Source organism: Cupriavidus basilensis (assembly GCF_029335485.1).
GTDB lineage: Bacteria > Pseudomonadota > Gammaproteobacteria > Burkholderiales > Burkholderiaceae > Cupriavidus > Cupriavidus basilensis_E.
The window spans coordinates 1-20,200 of the sequence record NZ_JARJLM010000549.1; the positions used below are offsets into that span (position 1 = coordinate 1).

At 63.9% G+C, this 20,200-nt stretch carries 19 protein-coding genes and 1 pseudogene; 15 read left to right on the forward strand and 5 right to left on the reverse strand.

Annotated features, from left to right (window positions below; translation table 11 throughout):
* The 8 genes from P3W85_RS34115 to P3W85_RS34150 all read left to right on the forward strand — a co-directional run.
* A partial coding sequence (locus P3W85_RS34115) for a DUF2345 domain-containing protein (protein WP_276268012.1) occupies nucleotides 1–1,032 on the forward strand: 1,032 nt, incomplete at its 5' end.
* Nucleotides 1,032–1,865: a VRR-NUC domain-containing protein gene (locus P3W85_RS34120; protein WP_276268013.1), complete on the forward strand. Its 834-nt coding sequence runs from the start codon at nucleotides 1,032–1,034 to the stop codon at nucleotides 1,863–1,865. The genes P3W85_RS34115 and P3W85_RS34120, both read left to right, overlap by 1 nt.
* Complete coding sequence (locus P3W85_RS34125) at nucleotides 1,862–2,977, forward strand: type VI immunity family protein (RefSeq protein ID WP_276268014.1); 1,116 nt, start codon at nucleotides 1,862–1,864, stop codon at nucleotides 2,975–2,977. Before P3W85_RS34120 ends, P3W85_RS34125 begins: the two co-directional genes overlap by 4 nt.
* Before the next feature lie 94 nt (nucleotides 2,978–3,071).
* Nucleotides 3,072–4,067, forward strand: coding sequence for a PoNe immunity protein domain-containing protein (locus tag P3W85_RS34130; RefSeq protein WP_276268015.1), 996 nt, complete (start codon nucleotides 3,072–3,074; stop codon nucleotides 4,065–4,067).
* A gap of 5 nt (nucleotides 4,068–4,072) precedes the next feature.
* Nucleotides 4,073–5,197: a PoNe immunity protein domain-containing protein gene (locus P3W85_RS34135; protein WP_276268016.1), complete on the forward strand. Its 1,125-nt coding sequence runs from the start codon at nucleotides 4,073–4,075 to the stop codon at nucleotides 5,195–5,197.
* On the forward strand, nucleotides 5,194–5,733 hold the full coding sequence (locus P3W85_RS34140) for a hypothetical protein (RefSeq protein WP_276268017.1): 540 nt from the start codon (nucleotides 5,194–5,196) through the stop codon (nucleotides 5,731–5,733). The genes P3W85_RS34135 and P3W85_RS34140 overlap by 4 nt, the downstream gene beginning before the upstream one ends.
* A 284-nt stretch (nucleotides 5,734–6,017) precedes the next feature.
* Complete coding sequence (locus P3W85_RS34145) at nucleotides 6,018–7,496, forward strand: hypothetical protein (protein ID WP_276268018.1); 1,479 nt, start codon at nucleotides 6,018–6,020, stop codon at nucleotides 7,494–7,496.
* A gap of 2 nt (nucleotides 7,497–7,498) precedes the next feature.
* Nucleotides 7,499–8,332 carry a hypothetical protein gene (locus P3W85_RS34150; RefSeq protein WP_276268019.1) on the forward strand — a complete coding sequence of 278 codons (834 nt, stop codon included), beginning with the start codon at nucleotides 7,499–7,501 and terminating at the stop codon, nucleotides 8,330–8,332.
* Between the two features lie 313 nt (nucleotides 8,333–8,645).
* Here the strand turns inward: P3W85_RS34150 and P3W85_RS34155 are convergent, their stop codons facing one another.
* Entirely contained in the window at nucleotides 8,646–9,578 is a 933-nt protein-coding gene (locus P3W85_RS34155) for a LysR family transcriptional regulator (RefSeq protein WP_276268020.1), read from the reverse strand.
* A gap of 238 nt (nucleotides 9,579–9,816) precedes the next feature.
* On the opposite strand from P3W85_RS34155, the gene P3W85_RS34160 reads away from it, so the two are divergent.
* Both P3W85_RS34160 and P3W85_RS34165 read left to right on the forward strand, forming a co-directional pair.
* Nucleotides 9,817–10,590, forward strand: coding sequence for a putative hydro-lyase (locus tag P3W85_RS34160; RefSeq protein ID WP_276268035.1), 774 nt, complete (start codon nucleotides 9,817–9,819; stop codon nucleotides 10,588–10,590).
* 202 nt (nucleotides 10,591–10,792) lie between these two features.
* Nucleotides 10,793–12,103, forward strand: coding sequence for an MFS transporter (locus P3W85_RS34165; RefSeq protein ID WP_276268021.1), 1,311 nt, complete (start codon nucleotides 10,793–10,795; stop codon nucleotides 12,101–12,103).
* 86 nt (nucleotides 12,104–12,189) lie between these two features.
* Here P3W85_RS34165 and P3W85_RS34170 read toward each other — a convergent pair whose 3' ends face one another.
* Nucleotides 12,190–12,858 (reverse strand): GntR family transcriptional regulator, encoded by a 669-nt coding sequence (locus P3W85_RS34170; RefSeq protein WP_276268022.1) that lies wholly within the window; start codon nucleotides 12,856–12,858, stop codon nucleotides 12,190–12,192.
* 446 nt (nucleotides 12,859–13,304) lie between these two features.
* On the opposite strand from P3W85_RS34170, the gene pxpB reads away from it, so the two are divergent.
* Both pxpB and P3W85_RS34180 read left to right on the forward strand, forming a co-directional pair.
* Complete coding sequence (gene pxpB / locus P3W85_RS34175; protein WP_276268023.1) at nucleotides 13,305–14,957, forward strand: 5-oxoprolinase subunit PxpB; 1,653 nt, start codon at nucleotides 13,305–13,307, stop codon at nucleotides 14,955–14,957.
* 19 nt (nucleotides 14,958–14,976) lie between these two features.
* Entirely contained in the window at nucleotides 14,977–16,695 is a 1,719-nt protein-coding gene (locus P3W85_RS34180) for an acetyl/propionyl/methylcrotonyl-CoA carboxylase subunit alpha (RefSeq protein ID WP_276268024.1), read from the forward strand.
* A gap of 60 nt (nucleotides 16,696–16,755) precedes the next feature.
* On the opposite strand, the gene P3W85_RS34185 is transcribed toward P3W85_RS34180, so the two are convergent.
* From P3W85_RS34185 to P3W85_RS34195, 3 genes and pseudogenes are all read right to left on the reverse strand, one after another.
* Nucleotides 16,756–16,953 carry a hypothetical protein gene (locus tag P3W85_RS34185; protein ID WP_276268036.1) on the reverse strand — a complete coding sequence of 66 codons (198 nt, stop codon included), beginning with the start codon at nucleotides 16,951–16,953 and terminating at the stop codon, nucleotides 16,756–16,758.
* Between the two features lie 21 nt (nucleotides 16,954–16,974).
* Nucleotides 16,975–17,147 (reverse strand): annotated as a pseudogene (locus P3W85_RS34190) (transposase); the annotation flags it as partial.
* A 60-nt stretch (nucleotides 17,148–17,207) separates the two neighbouring features.
* Nucleotides 17,208–18,125, reverse strand: a complete 918-nt coding sequence (locus P3W85_RS34195; RefSeq protein ID WP_276268025.1) for a LysR family transcriptional regulator — start codon at nucleotides 18,123–18,125, stop codon at nucleotides 17,208–17,210.
* Nucleotides 18,126–18,319: 194 nt separating this feature from the next.
* On the opposite strand from P3W85_RS34195, the gene P3W85_RS34200 reads away from it, so the two are divergent.
* The 3 genes from P3W85_RS34200 (at nucleotide 18,320) to P3W85_RS34210 (ending at nucleotide 19,988) form a co-directional block, all read left to right on the forward strand.
* Nucleotides 18,320–19,084: an SDR family oxidoreductase gene (locus P3W85_RS34200; RefSeq protein ID WP_017229842.1), complete on the forward strand. Its 765-nt coding sequence runs from the start codon at nucleotides 18,320–18,322 to the stop codon at nucleotides 19,082–19,084.
* Between the two features lie 112 nt (nucleotides 19,085–19,196).
* Nucleotides 19,197–19,343: a hypothetical protein gene (locus P3W85_RS34205; protein WP_276268026.1), complete on the forward strand. Its 147-nt coding sequence runs from the start codon at nucleotides 19,197–19,199 to the stop codon at nucleotides 19,341–19,343.
* A gap of 159 nt (nucleotides 19,344–19,502) precedes the next feature.
* Nucleotides 19,503–19,988: a hypothetical protein gene (locus tag P3W85_RS34210; RefSeq protein ID WP_276268027.1), complete on the forward strand. Its 486-nt coding sequence runs from the start codon at nucleotides 19,503–19,505 to the stop codon at nucleotides 19,986–19,988.
* The last annotated feature ends 212 nt before the right edge of the window (nucleotides 19,989–20,200 follow it).

Here is a 20,200-nt window from a genome sequence, read left to right on the forward strand (position 1 = left end):
GGCGCGCTGCGCGCCGCCCAGGGGCTGCTGCTCTCCGCCGAGGCGCAGCGCGATGCCGCCGGCGGCCAGCTCGACCGCGAGGCCATCGTCGCCACGCTCGACGCCGCGCTCCAGCTCGCCAAGGCGCTGGGCGATTACGCAGGTCAGCATCAGGGGCTACCTCACGACGCCAAGCCGCGCGAAGGCCTGACCGACGCCGTGCGCGATATGGGCCATGGCGCCAACGACCAGGCCAACGGCAGCGGTAACGGTACCAAGCCCTTGCTCGCGCTGTCCGCTCCTGACGGCATCGCGGCCGGTACGCCGCGCACGATCGCGCTCGGCGCAGGCGAACACATCGACGCTGCAGCGCAAGGCAACCTGCAGCTCAGCGCCGGCGAGCGCGCGCTGATCCACGCCGGCAACGGCATCAGCGCCTTTGCGCAGAACGGCGACGTGCGCCACATCGCCCACCAGGGTGAGATGTTGCTGCAGGCCCAGCACAATCGCATGCGCCTCGAAGCCGAACAAAGCGTCGAGATCAGCGCCAGTCAGCAGCACGTCGTGATCGGAGCCAACACGCACCTCACGCTGATCTGTGGCGGTGCGTACGTCAAGATCGCGAACGGCAACATCGAAATGGGCATGCCGGGCACCTTCACCGTCAAGGCAGGCAGCCATAACTTCATCGGTCCGGCCAACGCCGATGCCACCCTGCCCATCTTCAAAGCCCCGTCGACCGGCGACTTCGAAGCCCGTTACCGCATGCGCAAAACAGACGAACGGGCCTTCCAGGGCTATCGCTACAAGTTGATGAGCGCAGGCCAGCTCCTGGTTGAAGGATGGACCAGCGACGAAGGCGAAACCGAACACGTGGAAAGCGCCAACCCGCGCATGGTCCACGCCTACAAAACCATCATGCGCGAGGACCAGCGCCTCACCGAGGACTGGCGTTCCATCGTCGATGGCATCGGCGATGAATGGCCGTGCGCCGACCAACCGTCACCATTCACGGATGACTTTCTGGACGAACACGCAGAGGAGGAAGACTGATGGCGTGGTCACGTGTTGCCGTTTCAGTTCTAGTCGGTGGTGTCCGCGCTTACTTGAGATATGAGGCCCGGCAAACCCGCCTTGAAGGGATCGAGCTCAAGGCCCATCTCTACCAGCGACGCGAACAAGTCAAAAAGGTGCTTCGCAGCGTCATCGAGAGCTTTGCCAGCGAGATCCACACGAAGAGTTCGACCTTTGCCCAAGTCGATCACGGCGGACGCAGCACGATCTCGCGAAGAGGCAAGGAAGGCACCACCTACAAGGAATACATCGAGAGAAAAGTTCCCTTTCGCCCCGCCATCAGCATCGCGTGTACCTGGGCCAAGGACTCCCCGATCAAGGTGCCCAGGCGTATCCTCAAAAAAATAGGCGGCGAACTCGTTTCAACGACGATCGACGTATTCCTGAAGCAAACCACAGCGTCCTTGATCTTTGAGGCCATCGACGAAACGCTGGATTGGCAAAGCCCGCTCAAGGCCGAACCCAACTACATGAACGGCAAGGCATGGCTCGGCGAGCCGCCAACGCGCCCCAGGCGTGTCACCGACGCCTTTCCGTTCTGGCCGCGGCCCAAGGGCAGCCTGGCACCGGACCTGGCCATCGTCGAATATCGGCAGCAGCCATTTCACGTACCCAACGTGTTTGTCGCGGTGGAGATCAAGTTCCCAAAGGACTGGGTGAAGAAAAAGCAAATGAAGGACTACGTGAACTTGATGAAACAGGACGAGACGAAAGTCGCCCTGCTGAGAGTTCCGGAGGACTGCACCGGATACAAACCGAAAGAATCCCAAGCTGAAGAATCAGGCCGCCAAAATGGAAGGAAGAAACGATGACAACAATAGACAGGGAAATGAGCGACGAGGAGATCGCCGGCATGGTCGCCGATCTGAATCAGTGGCCGAGTGTCGCCCACGACAACGGCTACTATGAATTGGCCGTGATGCCGTTTATCAGCTTCTACTTCGCAGCAGATCCGGCGCGTCATGTGGAAACGGGCCTTGCCATGATCGATGTGCATGAGGCATTCGAGCGTCTGCTGGGCGCCCCTTTCAAGATCCAGACCCATCCCGATTCCGAGCGGCCTCACCCCTACGGCTCCAAGCGGCTCGGCAATCTGCGCGAGTGGGCGCGTAAGGTACCCCGCAACAAGGGCTTCACCTTCGATTTCACGGACGAGACCAACCACCAAAGCTCGCCGACGAACGCGGGTTATTACTGGAGAGACTCGGATCTAGGTTTTGGGGGGCCCAGTTACTCCAGCATCCTCCTCTACTACCGCTGGCAGTGGTGGCTCGACAACCGCGACGCCTGGCGTCGCTTCGTGCACGACACCATCACGCGCCTGCACCCCGAGCAGGTCTACAGCGGATTCGCCATGGCCAATCCGCTGGAGTTCGGCACCCGCTCCGAGGTCACCGTCTGGGACCGGGCACTTGCCCCGCACTTCTACGGACTGGATACCGACTACCCCTTCACCATGAAGCACCATCTACCGTCGGGTCTACGTTCGCCGACCTGGGGTTTCTTCCTGTCGGACATCTGGCGCGAGAAGCTCTCGCTCGACCGCGACGCCGTGCGCGCCGCGCTGGCCGATCCTCGTATCCGCATCGATGAACTCGACTGCGGCCAATGGATCGAGCTTGGCCCGCAGCCAGAGTTGTATCCGGTGGAGAACGGCGTACCCGAGTTACCCGTCATGCTCAACCGTCTGCTGTGGCCGCTGCGGCACACCAACCTGGACCTGCTCGGTTTTGGCGAGTGGGACGGCGATCCCAACGTGCGCTTCAATCGACGCGACACCGAGCGCTGGCTCGCTCGCTTTGACGACAACAGCAATTGGCCATCACCCGAGGTACGCGGCCTCGCGCCCGACGCACCTCGTCAAGAACCACCGCTAACGCATGCCACCGGCGGTGAGGCCTGCCCGCGCACCGGCTGGTGCTGACGTCTGCCAAGCGCGGCACGCGCCAACACTTCGAGCGAGACGAACGCCTGCCCGTCATGGATGAAGAGGCAAAAGCTAGGAACTCGGTAGAGAAATGACAAATACACATGATGTGAATTGGAACGAATGGACAGATTCCAAAGCTGATTTACCTACCCTTGATAATCGAAGGGAGCCATACCTGCGCTATCCGACCTACGATCTTCTTTTCAATGATTTTGTAGAAGGCATGCGTTTCGTTACTGAGGGTCTCGACGAATATTCAGGACAGACGTCTCCCGGCGATCTCACGATGTCTGCGCGGCAGCGCGCCTGGGATATCCTGAACTGGTTGAGTCTCCAGTACTCGGCCGGTGTGCCGGTCGATCTATTCGTCCGAACTTGGCCTTATGCCATGGCCTGGGCCGAAGAGTACGCGGGCTTTCATGAGGCTTATCACAACTCATCGGAATCAGGCGGAAGCATGACACCGCACGCAGCTCTGCGCACGGAGGATTACTGGACGGTAGCGCTCCGATTAACGTGTTTTGGGTTGCTGACTGGAAACGCCACACAGATGCCTCGCGTTATGGAATTCCTTGACTACTGCAATGAGGACATGGGCGTGCGCGACGGCCTGCTCGAACGCCTGGTCACCCCCTTCGTACCCGGCCGCGGCACGCCACCCGACCAAGCCACCCGCCACCTGCCGTATCGCAAGCTGTTCAAGGTCTTCGACGCCACACCTGACAAGCGCCCCGCGCTGATGGCCAAGTACCTGGACGACTGGTACCACGCCAGCCGCTGCGAGCCCTATATCGATCAGCATGGCGAAGGCGACATCGCCTTCTACGGCTACTGGTCCTGGGAGGCTGCCGCCGTCACCTGGCTGCTGGAGATCGACGACAGCAGCTACCGTGACAAGGCCTTTTATCCCCGCGATCTGGTCGACTTCGCCCGCAGCCGGCCCAACACCATCACTGTGATTTCTCGCAACCATGCACTTCATGATCGATCGAAGGTTCCGCAGACCGCGCCATGTGGCCGGCCGCGTGGCATGCACAGGATATCGAAAGAATTTGTTCTTCCAAATAACATACTCATGGCGTGAGTCATATGCAGGACCTTCTTCCTATTGACTGGAAGCGCTGGGCTAATTGGCATATTCCGGCCGAGCGTTTCGAGCATCGGCGCGAGCCTTACTTGCGCTATTTCCGTTACGAAAATAGATCCAGAGATAAGTTATCCGGTATCGCGATGATCACAAGGGATCTTCCCAAATACGTAACCAAGGCCAGGCCTGGCGGGTTAATGACATCTACTCGACAACGTCTATGGGATGTCTTCGACTGGCTTGACTTGCAATATTCAGCAGGAGCCAATCTAGCTCTATTTATTGAAGTGTGGCCCTATGCATTGGAATGGGCTGAGGAATATGGACAGTTTCACAAGACATTTCATAGCTCACCGGAAGCCGAGGGGCGTGTAACTCCCCATGCAGCACTCAGGACCGAGGATTACTGGACCGTGGCCTTGCGCATGACTTGCCTTGGCTTGTTGACAGGGAACGCAGCACAGATGCCGCGCGTAATGTCGTTTCTCGACTACGGCAACGAAGATATGGGAGTACGCGACGGCCTGCTCGAACGCCTCGTGGCGCCCTTCGTACCCGGCCGCGGCACGCCGCCAGACGAAGCCGCGCGCCACCTGCCATACCGCAAGCTATTCAAGGTCTTCGACGCCGCACCCGACAAGCGCCCCGTACTGATGGCCAAGTACCTGGACGATTGGTATCATGCCAGCCGCCGCGAGCCCTATGTCAATCAGCATGGCGAAGGCGACATCGCCTTCTACGGCTACTGGTCCTGGGAGGCTGCCGCCGTCACCTGGCTGCTGGACATCGACGACAGCAGCTATCGCGACATGGCCTTCTATCCCCGCGACCTGGTCGACTTCGCCCGCAGCCGGCCCAACATCGCCCAGCCGCCACCGCATTACGCAGGCACCCCCTGCCAGCAGGCCGGCTACTGGATCACCTCCGCCAAGCGCGGCGAGCGCCGTTACTTCGCGCAAGGCGAGATCTTCCCCGCCATCCCCAGCGAGACCACCGTCGGCCAGACCCAGTGGGATTGGGACCCGAACCAGCAACCGGTCGAGACCGCGCCGGCCAGCGATCCTGCCCGCGTGGCCGACAGCGGCGAGTTGGCGCCGCGCGCTGCGACCCAAGCGACATCCTTATGAACAGATTCGGGAAACCCGCCCTGTTTTGGATCATCGTTGGACTCGTCACTCTGTCAGCGGTGTCTCTGGGTATTGCCGCGCTACAGCACGTCCCGAATCTATCCCTGTTCGCGCGCTACATGCTCGATATTCGGAACGAGTCCGTGGCTCCGGCAACCGTACGCGAACACTATGACCACTATCGCGATCGCATCGTCTGTTTTCCGGGAACAGCGAAGAATGTCGCCCCCTTTCCCGCGCCAAGCTTGGAGGATCCGCTCTCCCCCCTCCTCGAAGACGTCTCAGGCACTCTCGATGTACAGACGGCAGAGGGTGAAGCGGTCAGCGTATGGGCTACCAGACCCGATGCGTTCGATTGGGAAGCCACGGCCGTTGCCGATGTCACCGCCGGTGCTGAGATCAAGGTGTGCGGATCGCCCGTGCTTTCGCCGACGTTCAATCGCGAGGATGAGACAAGACTCGTTGTCGTCGGGCGCATCGTCGAGCATCGACCGCGGGGCGGCCAAGCGAGCCAGGCCCAAACGCGACTGAAGTGATGAACCCCGTGCGCGTTTGCTGCCTCGTCCCACGCAGCGCGCACCCTGCAGAACAGGCTTTCACCGGACAACGCTTATGCCCACCCAATCCGACCTGCGCTTCACCTTCGCCATCCGCGGCAGGGACGACAAGATCGACCGCAAGGCCAAAGAACTCGGCTTGCTGGGTGGGCCCCATGGGCACTGACCTATGCCCAAGTCGATGTCACGGGCACCGGTCTGTTCATCCATACCGATTCCATCCATCGCCACCATATACACATCAGTGTCGGAAGGGATCAACCATGAGTATTCGACGAATGTGGACGTACGGCATCACTTCGGCTGGACTGCTATCCCTGCTACTTCTGATCGCCACTGCACAAGCGAAGGCGCCCCCCAACCCATGTAACCCCGAGAAAATCAGTATCGTCGACAACCAACTGATAGCCTGCAGTGCTGAGGAGTTCTACGAGACGACTATTACTCCGCCACCGCGCTCGGCGTTGCGCTTGGCACTCGACGAAGAGGTACGGCCGCAATTGGTCGTGGTCAACCCAGTAGCGTGGCCGGTGCGTGCCATCCTGTGGAAGGACCCCGTGCTCAATGGCGCGCGATGGGCGGAGTTCGATGCACAGGGCAACATCCTTCAGAGCAATTTCACTCCGGCCGGCCGCACGCTGCTGGAGTACCGACGCCAAAGCACCCCAGTATGGAATACCTTGCTGGATAGCCGTCTCCAAGCTACCCCGATCTGGTTGGGTGGGGGACAGCACGTCTACGTCGCGGCACCTGCCAAAGGCCCGCTCCCCGTTGACAGTTTTTCACCGGAAGACTCCCTGGTAATAGCGAACGGTCGCGTGTGCCCCACTCGGAATGTCGACACCGCGTACGACTACTATCGTCGACTGAAGGATGTTAGTGATTACCGCAGTGGGAACTGCGAGATGGCCGTCCTGCAACGTATAGGTGGCGGCAGCTTCTGGGTTTATCCGGAAGACGTTGGTGTCAGGAACGAATCGCCCAATCAACACCCTCTCTACTGGGCAGCCCAATATTTCTCCGACCCGGTGACTCCGCTTCTCGATGCCTCGGGAACCTGCGTGCTGTATTGCGATGCTGGCCACCACGCAACGGAGTCTCCCGTACCACACCAAGTACATGCGATAGCGGAACGGAACCCGCTAGATCTGCGCCCACCTCCGAAAAATGCACTCAGGGCAATAACGTGGGAAGAGAAGGAGCATGAGAACGATGATCTGAAAGATAAGCGACCTGTAAATTGGCCGGTGAGGGCACTGTTCAATTCCCGTTCCGGCATCGTCCAGTTCGATCGCCTTGGCAACGTAATCGACATCCGCGGCAATGCCACACCAATCCGTGCGGTCGAGACGCGCTTTGCCCGAACAGGGAAACCTTTCTGGCAAGGTGGCCAGCAGGTTTACTGGCTCCGCAACCCGGACCGCCCAAGCAACGGCGATGACGCGAGCAATTCGCAGACAGGCATCGTTATCGCCGATGGACATGCCTGTCCCATGCAACTGACTGCCGAGGCGTATGGCATCTTGCACGAAGATGGCAGGGCATTTCTCAATGGAAACTGCCCCAAGGCAGTCAAACGCGCGATCGGCACGCGGGAGTTCTGGGTCTACCCCGAAGACGAAACCAGCGCCTACCCGCATTACTGGGTCGTCCAGTACTTCAACGACCCGATCACCCCCATTGTCGATGCCGAAGGCCAGTGCTGGCTTTATTGCGACGGTCGCTCGCAACAGGGCGGCTAACCATGGCGGAAGAACTGAGTCGCCAAGAACGAAAACTGATGACGAAGCCAAATCAATGCAGGGATTTTTTCGTCGGCGCCATGCGATTGATGCGAGTGAAATCGCTCCGCGCCAAGCAACTCCTCTCAACCATGCTGGCGGCGGTTTTTCTTTGTCCCGCCTCATATGCGGGACAGGCTAGCTTCTACAGTGAAGAGCACGGCACGTGGTTCGCCTACCCACCCCCGCCCGCGCGCACGATCGAGACCCAAGATATCTACGGCGCCCTCGCCAAAGGAACGCCACCCAAGGCAACGTTCAAGTCCTCCGAAGCTTGGCGTGTTCGAGCCATCTACATTGGGGTAAGCGGAGAGTTGTTCGAGTTCGATAGGCAAGGTCGCGTTATCTACGACAGCGATGGACCAGCAGACCTCAACGCCCCTCAGGATCTCCCCATTCGCATGGAGCAGGTTTTCCTCGGTGGTAGGCCACTTTGGATCGGGGCGACGGTCTTCAGTAGAGTCAACGAATCCGCCATCCAACGCCGCGACCCTAGCGATGCCACCTTCCCGGCCGGCTTGGTTCAAGGGAAAAATGGGCAGTGGTGCCCCTTGCGCGAGGTAAAGCACCGAAAAGCGCACGGGCTGGACCGTTTTACTCTTGATGGCGATTGCGAAAGGGCTATCAGTTTCACGATTGCCGGTATTAACTACTGGACCTATCCCGCATTCAAAGGCATCAAGGAGCCGTACTTTTACTGGACCATCCAGTATTTCGACGATCCCATCGCGCCGTTTCCGTCAGCCGGAGAGACGTGCCGGTTGTATTGCGATGGCCGCTCGCCGCAGGGTGGCTAACGCTCGCGCGTGCCGACGACAGCGGAGGATGAGACAAGGCTCTTTGTCGTAGGGCGCATCGTCGAGCATCGATCGCGAGGCAGCCAAGCGAGCCAGCCCTCCAATGCGACTGAAGCGATGACCCCATGCACGTTTGCGGCCTCGTCCCGCACGGCGTGCACTCCGCGGAACAGGCTTTCACAGGACAACGCTTATGCCCATGCGAAATACGCCGCCCCAAAGGAAAAAGTGCATCAAGGGAAAAGGCGGAGCAGCCAAGGGAAGCGAAGGACAAAGATATCCTTGCCGCTCGACCGCCCGCAACCCCGCCCGGTCACAGCGCTTCGACCAACCGCCTATCACTGTTGTGGCAATACTCCGCGCACGCCGCCCGTGCCGAGTTGGCCGCGCCGTGCACGAACAGCGGCGCATCCGCACTCCGCGACATCGACACCACGATGGAGGGCGGCGCAGGCTGCAGCGGCAGCTCTACCACTTCCCCACTCTCGATCAGCTTGTCGACAAAGAGGCGCGGGATGGCGGCCACGCCGAAACCGTCGCGCACGAGCTGGACGATCACGGCGATCGACGGCGATCCGGTGATGCGGGTTTCCGACAGGGGCACGCCGTGCACGCCGGCGAGCTTGGCCACGATGTCTTCCAGCGCACGGTGCGGCGCGGTGCCGCGGCCGAAGGTCAGGATGGGATGCTGCAGCACCTGCCTGGCGAGCGAGCCGCGCGTGTGCGACAGCAAGCCCGCGCGCGCCACCCAGTGCACAGGATAGTTGGCGAGCGCATTGCACACGACGTTGCTTTCGTCGCTGCCTTCGACGCGGATGATGAGATCGAGCTCGTCGGCGATCAGCCTGCGCTGGAGCACCACGCTCACGTCGGCGGTCAGCTCTACCTCCAGTTGCGGGTAGTCGGCCGCGAGGCGCCGCATGTAGTTCGGCAACCAGCTGTGCACCACGGTTTCGATGACGCCCAGGCGCAGGCGCCCGCGGATCTTGCTGTCGCCCGAGGCAGCGGCCTGCAGCCGCCGTGCGGCCTCCACCACGCTCTTGGCGTAGCCGAGCAAGTACTCTCCGTTGGGCGTCAGGCGGAATTCTCGGCTCTCCCGGTCGACCAGCGCCGTTTGCAGCTCATCTTCCAGTGCCTTGATGCGTTGGGAAATGGCCGCCGGCGTTGCATGCAGCGCGGCGGCGGTCGCACGAAAGCTGTGCAGTTTGGCCAGCGTGACGAAGGTTTCGAGGAAGCGCGTATTCATTGGGCAGCAGCGAAGATGAGAGCAGAAAGCCCAGGATTGCCAGCAAAATCCCCGCAGTTGGCATCGACCTCGGCATGGCACCAGTTCGGTGCGTCTAAGGGAAAACCCGTAAAGTTGTTAAGAAATACTTAACATCATTGCCAATAAAAAGTCGTTGGCGATAAAAAATTTTACTCTCTATCGTTCAGGACAGACACGACAACGTCATCACGACATGCGCCTGCAGATGCCTGAAAACCTGACACCCTACGACTTCCGCCAGTCCGTTCGCGACGGCCGGTTCCGTGGCCCCACGGCCGGCCAATGCGGCGACTACGCCCAGGCCAACCTGGCCATCCTGCCGTCGGCGCACGCCGGCGATTTCCTGCGCTTCTGCCAGGCCAACCCGAAACCTTGCCCCTTGCTGGGCGTCGGCGAGCCCGGGCAATGGCATGTGCCGGTGCTCGGGCGCGAGGTGGATATCCGCAACGATGTGCCGGCCTACAACGTCTATCGCGACGGACGGCTGGCCGAAGAAACCGATTCGCTGGCCGATCTGTGGCAGAACGATTTCGTGGTATTCGCCATCGGCTGCTCGTTCTCCTTCGAGCAGATGCTGGCGCAGGAGGGCATTCCCCTGCGCCATGCCGAGGAAGGCCGCAACGTGCCGATGTACCGCACCCGGATCGCGAACCGGCGCGCAGGGGTGTTCGGTGGCCAACTGGTGGTTTCGATGCGGCCCATGCGCGGCGCCGAGGCGATCCGCGCCGTGCAGATCACCAGCCGTTTCCCCGCCATCCATGGCGCGCCCGTCCACATCGGCGACCCGGCCGAGCTGGGCATCGAAGACCTGGACAAGCCCGAGTTCGGCGACCCCGTCACGATCAAGCCGGGCGAGCTGCCGGTCTTCTGGGCCTGCGGTGTCACGCCCCAGACCGCGATCATGGCGGCGAAGCTGCCGCTGGCGATCGCGCACAAGCCCGGCCACATGCTGGTGACCGATATCAAGAACGCCTCGCTCGCCGTGTTCTAGCCCGGCCACGACACGCAGCCCGTTTCCTGCTTCGTTGCTTTTTCGCTTTCCTCGAATCCGTAGAAGCCAGGTCGCCGGCGACTGCTGGCGGCCAAAGAAAGTCCGCGCGGGGCAGCGCGCCGCGCTCATCCATCGACAGGGGGTGAGCCGGCCGCGGCAGCCGCGTGCAAGACCGTTCACCTCACGCACCCAGGAGCGTTTCATGGACCACAAGACCCCCGCGATGGCCTCTCCGCTGCCGCCACAGGCTGCCGACGCCGGCGGCAACCTTTTCTCCTGGTACGGCGAGACGTCGCCCCGCGAGAAACGCGCCTTCTGGAGCTGCAAGGTCGGCTACATGCTCGACGGCATGGACACGCAGATGCTCTCCTTCGTCATTCCGACGCTGGTCGCCACCTGGGGCATCAGCCTGGCCGACGCGGGCTTCATCGGCACGCTCACCTTGCTGGCGTCGGCACTGGGCGGCTGGGTCGCCGGCATCCTGTCGGACCGCATCGGCCGGGTGCGCACGCTGCAGTTGACGGTGTTGTGGTTCGCCATCTTCACCGGCCTGTGCGGCCTGGCGCAGAGCTACGAGCAGTTGCTGGCCGCGCGCGCGCTGATGGGCTTCGGCTTCGGCGGAGAATGGACCGCCGGTGCCGTGCTGATCGGAGAGGTGATCCGCGCCAAGGATCGCGGCAAGGCCGTTGGCCTGGTGCAATCGGGCTGGGCCCTTGGCTGGGGGCTGACGGCCATCCTGTATTCCGTGCTGTTCTCGCTCATGCCCGCCGAGCTGGCGTGGCGCGCGCTGTTCCTCGTCGGCCTGCTGCCGGCGCTGTTGGTGGTCGTCATCCGCCGCTACGTGAAGGAGCCGGACGTCTACGAAAAGGAAAAGGCGGCGCAAGGCAAGGCGAGCGACCGCCCCAGCCTGACGGAGATCTTCAGCCCGAAGCTGCTGTCGACGACGGTGCGCGCGGCACTGCTGGCGACCGGCGCACAAGGCGGGTACTACGCGATCACGACCTGGCTGCCGACCTACCTGAAGACCGAACGCCACCTGACCGTGATGGGAACGGGCGGCTACCTGGCCATGATCATCTTCGGCTCATGGATCGGCTATCTCGTCAGTTCCTACCTGACCGACAGGCTTGGCCGCAAGCCGAACTTCATTCTCTTCGCGGTGGGCTCGATGACGGTCGCCATCAGCTACACGATGCTGCCCTTGACCAACGGCGCCATGTTCTGGCTCGGTTTTCCGCTCGGCTTCTTCGCTTCAGGCATCTTCAGCGGCATGGGCGCCTTCCTCACGGAACTGTTCCCGACCCGGGTGCGTGGCTCCGGCCAGGGCTTCTGCTACAACTTCGGCCGGGCCGTCGGCGCCCTCTTCCCCTTCCTGATCGGTGCGCTGTCCAAGCAATACGGTCTCGGCGCCAGCATCGGCATCTTCGCCGCGGCGGCCTATGGCGTGCTCATCATCGCCGCGCTGACGCTGCCGGAAACCCGGGGCCGCGAGCTCGAGGCCGCCGGCATGTAGGATTTAGGCGGCCAGCGGGCCGGGAGCCATTCGGGGCATTCGGGCCATTCGGCCCTGGCGTCCCGAAGCCGGCCGCCCCTTCCGCATCAGCGCGCGCTGAACATCGGATGCCGGGCACAGGCCGACAGCACGATGCGCTCCGACTGCATCAGATAATCATTGAGCACCGCCGCGCTCTCGGCCAGCTTGCCCGACTCGAACAATTGCAGGATGCGCTGGTTCATGTCGACGTAGGGGCCGTGCAGGAACTCGGGGTTCTGCAGGATGCCGAAGGCCAGGCGCTGCTCGGCCAGCAGGTGGGAGAACATCCTCTTCAGCCGCTCGCTGTCGGCCAGCTCCACGATGGCCATGTGGAACGCCATATTGGCCGTGCCCACGCCCTGCCAGTCGCCGCTCTCGCGGCAGCGCAGCCCCATGTCGACGGCCTCGCGCAGATGCTTCACCGCCGGGTGGCTGGGGTAGGCGTGGGCCACGGCCTGGCACTCGATCAGCCGGCGCACGCGGTAGATGTCGACGATGTCCGCGATGCCGGGGACGGCCACGGAGACCCCGCGATTGGGCTCGTGCTTGAGCAGGCCTTCCATGGTCAGCACGCGGAAGATCTCGCGCAGGGTGTTGCGCGAGATCTGCAGGCTTTCGCTCAGCGCGGCCTCCGACAGGCGCTGTCCGGGCGCGAAGTCGCCTTGCACGATCCGTTGGCGTATCTGTTCGGTGACCCGTTCGGCCAGGTTCTTGGTGTCAGGGCTGGATGTCATGTGGTGTTGGCACTTGCTTGGACGGGTCGGCTCCGCGCGCCCGCTTCGGCCGGAGCGCTGCGGCAGTTCGGCTGCGGGGCTGCATGTTAGCGCACGTTGATCAGGCAAAGGCGCCAGTTTGGCGCAAATGCAAGCCGCTTTGCCGTGCTAGGTGTATACCACGATCACTAATCTATCCATATTGTTGAACAATATATAACCTTAAGTTGAGCCATATGTAGTTTTGCATCAACCTTGCATGCACTCTTGCCAATGCAGGGTACATGGATGCAGAACGCGCCGATGGGAACGGCCGCTTTTTTCCCGGTGCAGGCCTTGCCGCTGACAGCCCCTGTCTCCCACGATGAGCCCCCTGGCCCGTCAGACGAGGCGTGGCAGCCAGCCGTGCAGCGCGGATGTGCCGCAGCCGCTCCCCTCCCCGAATCTGATCGCTTGCGGAGTTCGTCTTGCGTTTCCTACCTGTCTCTTTGAATGCGCTGCTGGTGGAGCTGGCCGACCTGGACCAGACCCTGGCCCTGCTGGCCTCGCTGCAGCGCGATCCCCTGCCCGGCGTGGAGGAGCTGGTGCCCGCGGCGCGCACCATCCTCGTGCGCTTCCGCCCGACGGCCTGCAGCCTGGCGCAACTGATGCAGGCCATCGCCGCGCGCGACCTGTCCCGGCGCGCCGAGCGCACCGCCAGCCTGGTGGAGATCCCCGTGCATTACCACGGCGAGGACCTGGCCGAGGTGGCGCTGCTGCTGGGCATCACGCCCGAGGAGGTGGTGCGCCGCCACACGGGCAGCGAGTACACCGTGGCCTTCACCGGCTTTGCGCCCGGCTTTGCCTATCTTGCGGGCGGCCACCCCAGCTTCAACGTGCCGCGCCGCGCCACGCCGCGCACGCGTATCCCGGCCGGCGCCGTGGGCCTGGCCGGCGCCTTCAGCGGCGTGTATCCGCAGGCCAGTCCCGGCGGCTGGCAGATCATCGGCGTGACGCCGGTGGCCATGTGGGACCTGGGCCGCGCGCAGCCCGCGCTGCTGCAGCCGGGCTACCGCGTGCGCTTTGTCGATATCGCCACGCTGGGCGCCGCGGCCGGCAGCGCTGGCGCCTGGGCGCAAGCCGTCACCGCCACGGCAGTGCCGGCTGCCAGCGAGCGCAGCCGTGACGCGCTGGCCCCAGGGCAGACAGCGCTGCAGGTCAAGGCCACCGGCCTGCTGACCGTGTTCCAGGACCTGGGACGCCACGGCCAGGCCGGCCAAGGCGTGTCGGCCTCGGGGGCCATGGACCAGGCCGCGCTCAAGGCGGCCAACCGCCTGGTGGGCAACGCCAGCGGCGTCGCGGCGCTCGAGACCGTGGGCGGCGGCCTGCAGCTGCAAAGCCTCGGCGAGACCGTGGTGGCCGTGACCGGCGCCGACGCGCCCCTGGCGGTGAAAGCCGCCGACGGCCGGCGCTGGACCGTGCCCGGCCACCAGGCCGTGGCCCTGGCCGATGGCGACGTGCTGGGCATCGGCCGGCCCGTGGCCGGTGCGCGCAGCTATGTGGCCGCGCGCGGCGGCTTTGCCGTGGCGCCGGTGCTGGGCAGCTGCGCCACCGACACCCTGGCCAACGTGGGCCCCGCACCGCTGGCGGTGGGCGATGTGCTGGGCCTGCGCCCGGCCCCTGCCGGCGCCGTGGTGGGCGAGCCCGTGCTGCCCGCGGCCGACCTGCCCGCGCTGGAGCAGGACGTGGTGCTGGACGTGGTCATGGGCCCGCGCACCGATTGGTTCACGCCCGCGGCGGTGGCACGCCTGGCCGCGCAGCGCTGGCAGGTCACGCCCCAATCCAACCGCGTGGGCCTGCGCCTGGCGGGCGAGATGCCGCTGGAGCGCGCCGTCGGCGGCGAACTGCCCAGCGAGGGCACCGCCCTGGGCGCGCTGCAGGTGCCGCCCAGCGGCCAGCCCGTGCTGTTCCTGGCCGACCACCCGCTCACCGGCGGCTACCCCGTGATCGCCACCGTGGCGCCGCACCACCTCGACCGCGCCGGCCAGATTCCGGTGGGCGCCTGGCTGCGCTTCCGCCCGATCCGCGCTTTTGAAGACCTCTCCCCAGCCGCCGCCTCGGGCGAGGCTGGCACCCTTTGAGTCCCCTCTAAAACCTGCCATGAAGAAAGTCTTGGTTGCCAACCGCGGCGAGATCGCCGTCCGCATCATCCGCGCCTGTGCCGACTACGGCGTACAGTCCGTGGCCGTCTATGCCAATGCCGACATCGACGCCCTGCACGCCCGCATGGCCGACGAGGCCTGTGGCCTGGACGGCGACCGCCCGGCCGACACCTACCTGAGCATTGCCAAGCTGCTGGAGATCGCCCGCAAGAGCGGCGCCGATGCGGTACACCCCGGCTACGGCTTCCTGTCGGAGAGCGAGGCCTTTGCCCAGGCCGTGATCGACGCGGGCCTGCGCTGGATCGGCCCTTCGCCCGCCACCATCGCCAAGCTGGGCAACAAGGTCGAGGCGCGCAAGATCGCGCTGCAGGTGGGCGCCCCGCTGGTGGCCGGCACGCCCGACCCCGTCAAGGATGCCGACGAGGTGCTGGCCTTCGCCGAGCAGCACGGCCTGCCCATCATCATCAAGGCGGCCTTCGGCGGCGGCGGCCGCGGCATGAAGATCGCCTGGCGCATGGACGAGGTGGAGGAGCTCTACCACTCCGCCGTGCGCGAGGCCGTGACGGCATTCGGCCGGGGCGAATGCTTCGTCGAACAGTTCCTCGACAAGCCCCGCCACATCGAGGCACAGGTGCTGGCTGACACCCACGGCAACGTGGTGGTGCTGGGCACGCGCGACTGCTCGCTGCAGCGGCGCAACCAGAAGCTGGTGGAAGAAGCGCCCGCGCCCTTCCTCAGCGACGCGCAGCGCGAGCGCATCCACACCGCCGCGCGCGACATCTGCGCCGCCGCCGGCTACACCAGCGCGGGCACGGTGGAATTCCTGCTGAGCGCCAGCGGCGCCATTTCCTTCCTGGAGGTCAACACCCGCCTGCAGGTGGAGCACCCCGTGACCGAGCAGACCACGGGCGTGGACCTGGTGGTGGAGCAGTTGCGCGTGGCCGACGGCCTGCCCCTCTCCATCACGGAAGCGCCCACGCCGCTGGGCCATTCCATCGAGTTCCGCATCAACGCCGAGGACGTGGGCCGCGGCTTCCTGCCCACGCCCGGCCCGGTGCAGCGCTTCGAGGCCCCGTCCGGACCTGGCGTGCGCGTGGATGCGGGCGTGCAATCGGGCTCGGTGGTGCCGGGTACCTTCGACTCGTTGATGGCCAAGCTCATCGTCAGCGGCGCCACGCGGGAACAGGCCCTGGCGCGCGCCCGCCGCGCGCTGCGCGAGTTCCATATCGAGGGCGTGGCCTCGGTGCTGCCCTTCCACCGCGCCGTGATCGACCATCCGGACTTCGTCGGCGCGGATGGTTTCCAGGTCCACACCCGCTGGATCGAGTCCGACTTCGCCGAGCCGCTGGCCGCCGCCGTGCGCGCCGTACCCCAGCCCGACAACAGCCTGCTGCGCACGGTCATCGAGATCGACGGCCGCCGCGTGCGCCTGGGCCTGCCGGCGCAACTGATACGCGGCCTGGCCGACGCGCCGGCCGCCGCAGCAACAGAAGCCGCCACCACCTCCGAAGCCGACCTGCTGGCGCCCATCGCCGGCACTGTGCACGCCTGGAAGGTGGAGGCAGGCGCCATGGTCGAGGAAGGAGAACTGGTCGCCGTCATGGAGGCCATGAAGATGGAGATGCAGGTCCACGCGCACCGCGCCGGCCGCATCACCCTGCATGCCGCCGCAGGCAGCGCAGTGGCGGCGGGCGCGCCGATCGCCACGATCGGCTGAGCGCCGGTCTTGCCTTGCGCCGGTCGCTGGCAGGCCGGGGGCGAGAGTCCCCGGCCCTGCTCAGGGCCACTGCGCGGCGCATCCGGCCTGCAGCAAGCGCACGCATCCCGGCTGACAGATTGCCCCGCACGGGATGGTCGGCTTGAGTCGCATCAGCCCTTCCGAGCGGTCCGCCTTCGCCGCATCCTCCGACAGCAGGCAGAGCACGACGTTGCTGTCGACGAATACCTTGGCCGTCCTGGCCTTACCCTCGCTCATTCGCCTCGTCCCGGCCGAATCAAATGAAATTTGTACGCGCTGAATGGTTCGCCAACAAACTAGGCAACAGGCCAACTTGAGGAACGCTTCGTGCATGTCGGCGTGCCGGTCGGGTCGTATCGAGTACGCAAGCGTCGGAAAGCGTGGAGCCAGGCATGAGTACGCTCAACCACCCAGCGGACTCTGCCCAGGCCTCTGCGATCTGGTGAACACACGGCAGCCCAAAATGAAGAAGCCCCACCGCCCGCAACCTGTCAAGGTTGCGGACCGCACCACGCATCCCAGTACGGCGGATCGCCGATGGCCTCCCGAACGCATTCGGCAAAGGCCCGCAGCTTGGCCGACGCGCGCCTGCCCTCGGCGTGCGCCACATAGATGGATTCGGTCGCTGTCTGCACGCCCACGTCGATCACCCGCAGTGCGCCGGACTGTATCGCAGCACCAGCGATAAAGGTTGGCAGCAGCGCGATGCCCAGGCCCGCCACGGCGGCATCCCGCATCATGTCGCCGTTATTGACGCGCAGTGCTACGGTGGCGCGAACGACCAGGGCGTCGCCCCGCTCCGCGAACCGCCAGTCCGCCAGGCCCCGGTTGACATAGAAGATGCCGCGGTGATCTCGCAAGTCGCCTGGGGAGCGTGGCGTGCCCTGCCGCGCCAGATAGGCGGGCGAAGCCACCAGCAGGCGCCGGCTCGGGGCAAGCTGCCAGGCTACCAGCCGGGAGTCCTCCAGCGCTCCGTGCCTGACCACGGCGTCATAGCCGTCGGCGGCCACGTCCACGCGACGGTCGTCCAGATCCAGCGTCAGTTCCAGCTTGGGGTGCCTGGCAAGAAACGGATACACGGCCGGCCCCAGGTGCATGCGGCCAAACGTCACCGGTGCCGAGATGCGCAACGGCCCGGAAAGACTGCCGCGGCGCTCGGCCATGTCGGCCGTCGCCTCGTCGACCTCGCGCATGATGCGGCCAGCCCGCTCCAGGAACGCGGCCCCGTCTTCGGTAAGGCTGAGTTTGCGTGTAGTGCGGTGCACCAAGGTTGCACCTAGCATGCGCTCGACGTCGGCCAGGCGCTCACTGACCACGGATTTCGACAAATGCAGGCGGCGCGCCGCCTCGCTGATCGAACCGGATTCCGCGATGGCCACAAAGCTGGCAATGCCGTCTAGCTTGATCATCGTTCGGCGCTCCCGAAAAGCAGTTCCGTGATCCGCACTCTACCGCGAACAGCCACCGGAAACGATACTCCTCAAAAGCGGCGAGGGCGCCCTGGCATGCGGGAGCAAGCCTCGTTATCGCCTCGCCGGCCAATCCATGTGAATCAAAGCGCGCAAAGCGAATACCGTCGCCGGGCGCCAAACAGGAGATTGCTATGGGACGCTTGTCTGGAAAAGTCGCCATCGTCACCGGTGCCAGTTCCGGCATCGGCCGCGCCACGGCTAGATTGTTTGCTGCCGAAGGGGCCAAGGTCATCGTTGGCGCGCGTCGCGCGGACGAACTGGAAGCACTTGCCGCGGAAATCCGTGCCGATGGCGGCGACGCGGCGGCGCTGGCGGGCGACGTGCGCGCCGAGCGCTATGCCGAGGCCCTCGTCGCGCTGGCCGTCGAGCGCTACGGGCGCCTGGATATCGCCTTCAACAACGCCGGCACGCTGGGCGAGAGCGGCCCCAGCACCGAGGTATCGGAAGCGGGCTGGAACGACACCATCGCCATCAACCTGACCGGCGCCTTCCTGGGCGCCAAGCACCAGATCGCGCAGATGCTCAAGCACGGCGGCGGTTCGGTCGTTTTCACGTCCACCTTCGTTGGCTACACCTTTGCCTTCCCGGGGGTCGCGGCTTACGCGGCCAGCAAGTCGGGCCTGATCGGCCTCACGCAGGCCCTGGCCGCCGAGTTCGGGCCGCAGGGCGTGCGCGTCAACGCGATCCTGCCGGGCGCGGTGGACACGGAGATGTACCGCAGCATGAACAACACGGCGGAATCGCAAAGCTTTATCACCAACCTCCATGCGCTCAAGCGCGTAGCCAAGGCCGAGGAACTGGCCCGTTCGGTGCTGTATCTGGCCTCGGACGATTCGGCTTTCGTGACCGGCACCGCCTCGCTGGTTGACGGTGGTGCGTCGATTACCCGCACCTGAACAAAGCCACGCGGGCTCGCCGGTCGCGCCCGCCGCCGTCACGACAATCAAGAAATATGACCGTCAACTGGACGCGGTGTCCCCCGGGTGAGTGCCGAGCGCAGGGGGGACCATGCGCATCCCCATCTTCCGCCATTGGCTACCGGCATTCCTGCTGGCGATGACAGCATTGGAAGAGACCAGTTCCAAGCTCGCCAAGCAGCGCCTTCTGCCCCGGCACCCCGGATATCAAAGAGATGAACCGTTAAGCGATCAATGAGCGCTCGGTCAATCTCGCCCCCCCTCCACGGCTTTGCTCCCGACCATTCGTGTCACGGGTGCCGCCAACTTCCGATCTTGATGCCTCCGGCACTCGTGCCACGCCTTCGCGCCTGTATGGAGCGGCGGACTTTTCTGTCAGTCTGGCTGCCACAAGGCATTGTTTGATGCCTACGCTAAAATAGAAAATATGAGAAATAAAAAAGCGAATAAGATCTTGTCCGCGATAGGGCTTGTTGCGGGCGCACTAATCCTTCTCATCCTGGAAGAAGTGCGCTATGGCTACGTTTTAGGCGCCGCGCAGACCCCGTGCGAACTCTTCGGGGGACAATACGCATCTGCCCAATCCCGTTGCGTGACTCGCTTTTGCTATTGGTTTGACAATTGCGGATACCCGGCTAGTCCGTCATCGCAAGTTCATCATCTCAAAACAGGAGACCCCATCTCCAAGATCATTTTCTGGCTGGGCAATTCTGATGGCATTGACGGTGGGCAAACCTATTTCTGGCGCTGCGGCAAGGCCAGCAATGGCTACTTTTCCGCAAAAATCGAGAACGACAGGCTTGTCAGGCTTGAAGGCGAATGTGTGCCCCTTCCGAAGGAAAGCGCTATATTGCAAAATCGTATGCAACGACGCGAACGATAAAAACACGGCCGACCATTGACAGCTGGACCCATTGACAGTTGGACCATTTCCAGACTTGGCTTATGGGTTTCCCTTGTGCATCAACACGGCGGTTCCGTATCCTGCAAAATCTGCAGGTCATCCGCTATCGGGAGATAGCGGATGTGCAGGGCCTGAAGCCCATGCAATGTCGGGAGCCGCCGACGCGCCGACATTGTCTCCGCTGAAATCGG

Excerpts from the sequence above, each read along its gene's own strand:
- P3W85_RS34120 (WP_276268013.1), top strand. The coding sequence starts at position 1,032 with ATGGCGTGGTCACGTGTTGCCGTTTCAGTTCTAGTCGGTGGTGTCCGC.
- P3W85_RS34125 (WP_276268014.1), top strand. The coding sequence starts at position 1,862 with ATGACAACAATAGACAGGGAAATGAGCGACGAGGAGATCGCCGGCATG.
- P3W85_RS34130 (WP_276268015.1), top strand. The coding sequence starts at position 3,072 with ATGACAAATACACATGATGTGAATTGGAACGAATGGACAGATTCCAAA.
- P3W85_RS34135 (WP_276268016.1), top strand. The coding sequence starts at position 4,073 with ATGCAGGACCTTCTTCCTATTGACTGGAAGCGCTGGGCTAATTGGCAT.
- P3W85_RS34140 (WP_276268017.1), top strand. The coding sequence starts at position 5,194 with ATGAACAGATTCGGGAAACCCGCCCTGTTTTGGATCATCGTTGGACTC.
- P3W85_RS34145 (WP_276268018.1), top strand. The coding sequence starts at position 6,018 with ATGAGTATTCGACGAATGTGGACGTACGGCATCACTTCGGCTGGACTG.
- P3W85_RS34150 (WP_276268019.1), top strand. The coding sequence starts at position 7,499 with ATGGCGGAAGAACTGAGTCGCCAAGAACGAAAACTGATGACGAAGCCA.
- P3W85_RS34155 (WP_276268020.1), bottom strand. The coding sequence starts at position 9,578 with ATGAATACGCGCTTCCTCGAAACCTTCGTCACGCTGGCCAAACTGCAC.
- P3W85_RS34165 (WP_276268021.1), top strand. The coding sequence starts at position 10,793 with ATGGACCACAAGACCCCCGCGATGGCCTCTCCGCTGCCGCCACAGGCT.
- P3W85_RS34170 (WP_276268022.1), bottom strand. The coding sequence starts at position 12,858 with ATGACATCCAGCCCTGACACCAAGAACCTGGCCGAACGGGTCACCGAA.
- P3W85_RS34180 (WP_276268024.1), top strand. The coding sequence starts at position 14,977 with ATGAAGAAAGTCTTGGTTGCCAACCGCGGCGAGATCGCCGTCCGCATC.
- P3W85_RS34185 (WP_276268036.1), bottom strand. The coding sequence starts at position 16,953 with ATGAGCGAGGGTAAGGCCAGGACGGCCAAGGTATTCGTCGACAGCAAC.
- P3W85_RS34195 (WP_276268025.1), bottom strand. The coding sequence starts at position 18,125 with ATGATCAAGCTAGACGGCATTGCCAGCTTTGTGGCCATCGCGGAATCC.
- P3W85_RS34200 (WP_017229842.1), top strand. The coding sequence starts at position 18,320 with ATGGGACGCTTGTCTGGAAAAGTCGCCATCGTCACCGGTGCCAGTTCC.
- P3W85_RS34205 (WP_276268026.1), top strand. The coding sequence starts at position 19,197 with ATGCGCATCCCCATCTTCCGCCATTGGCTACCGGCATTCCTGCTGGCG.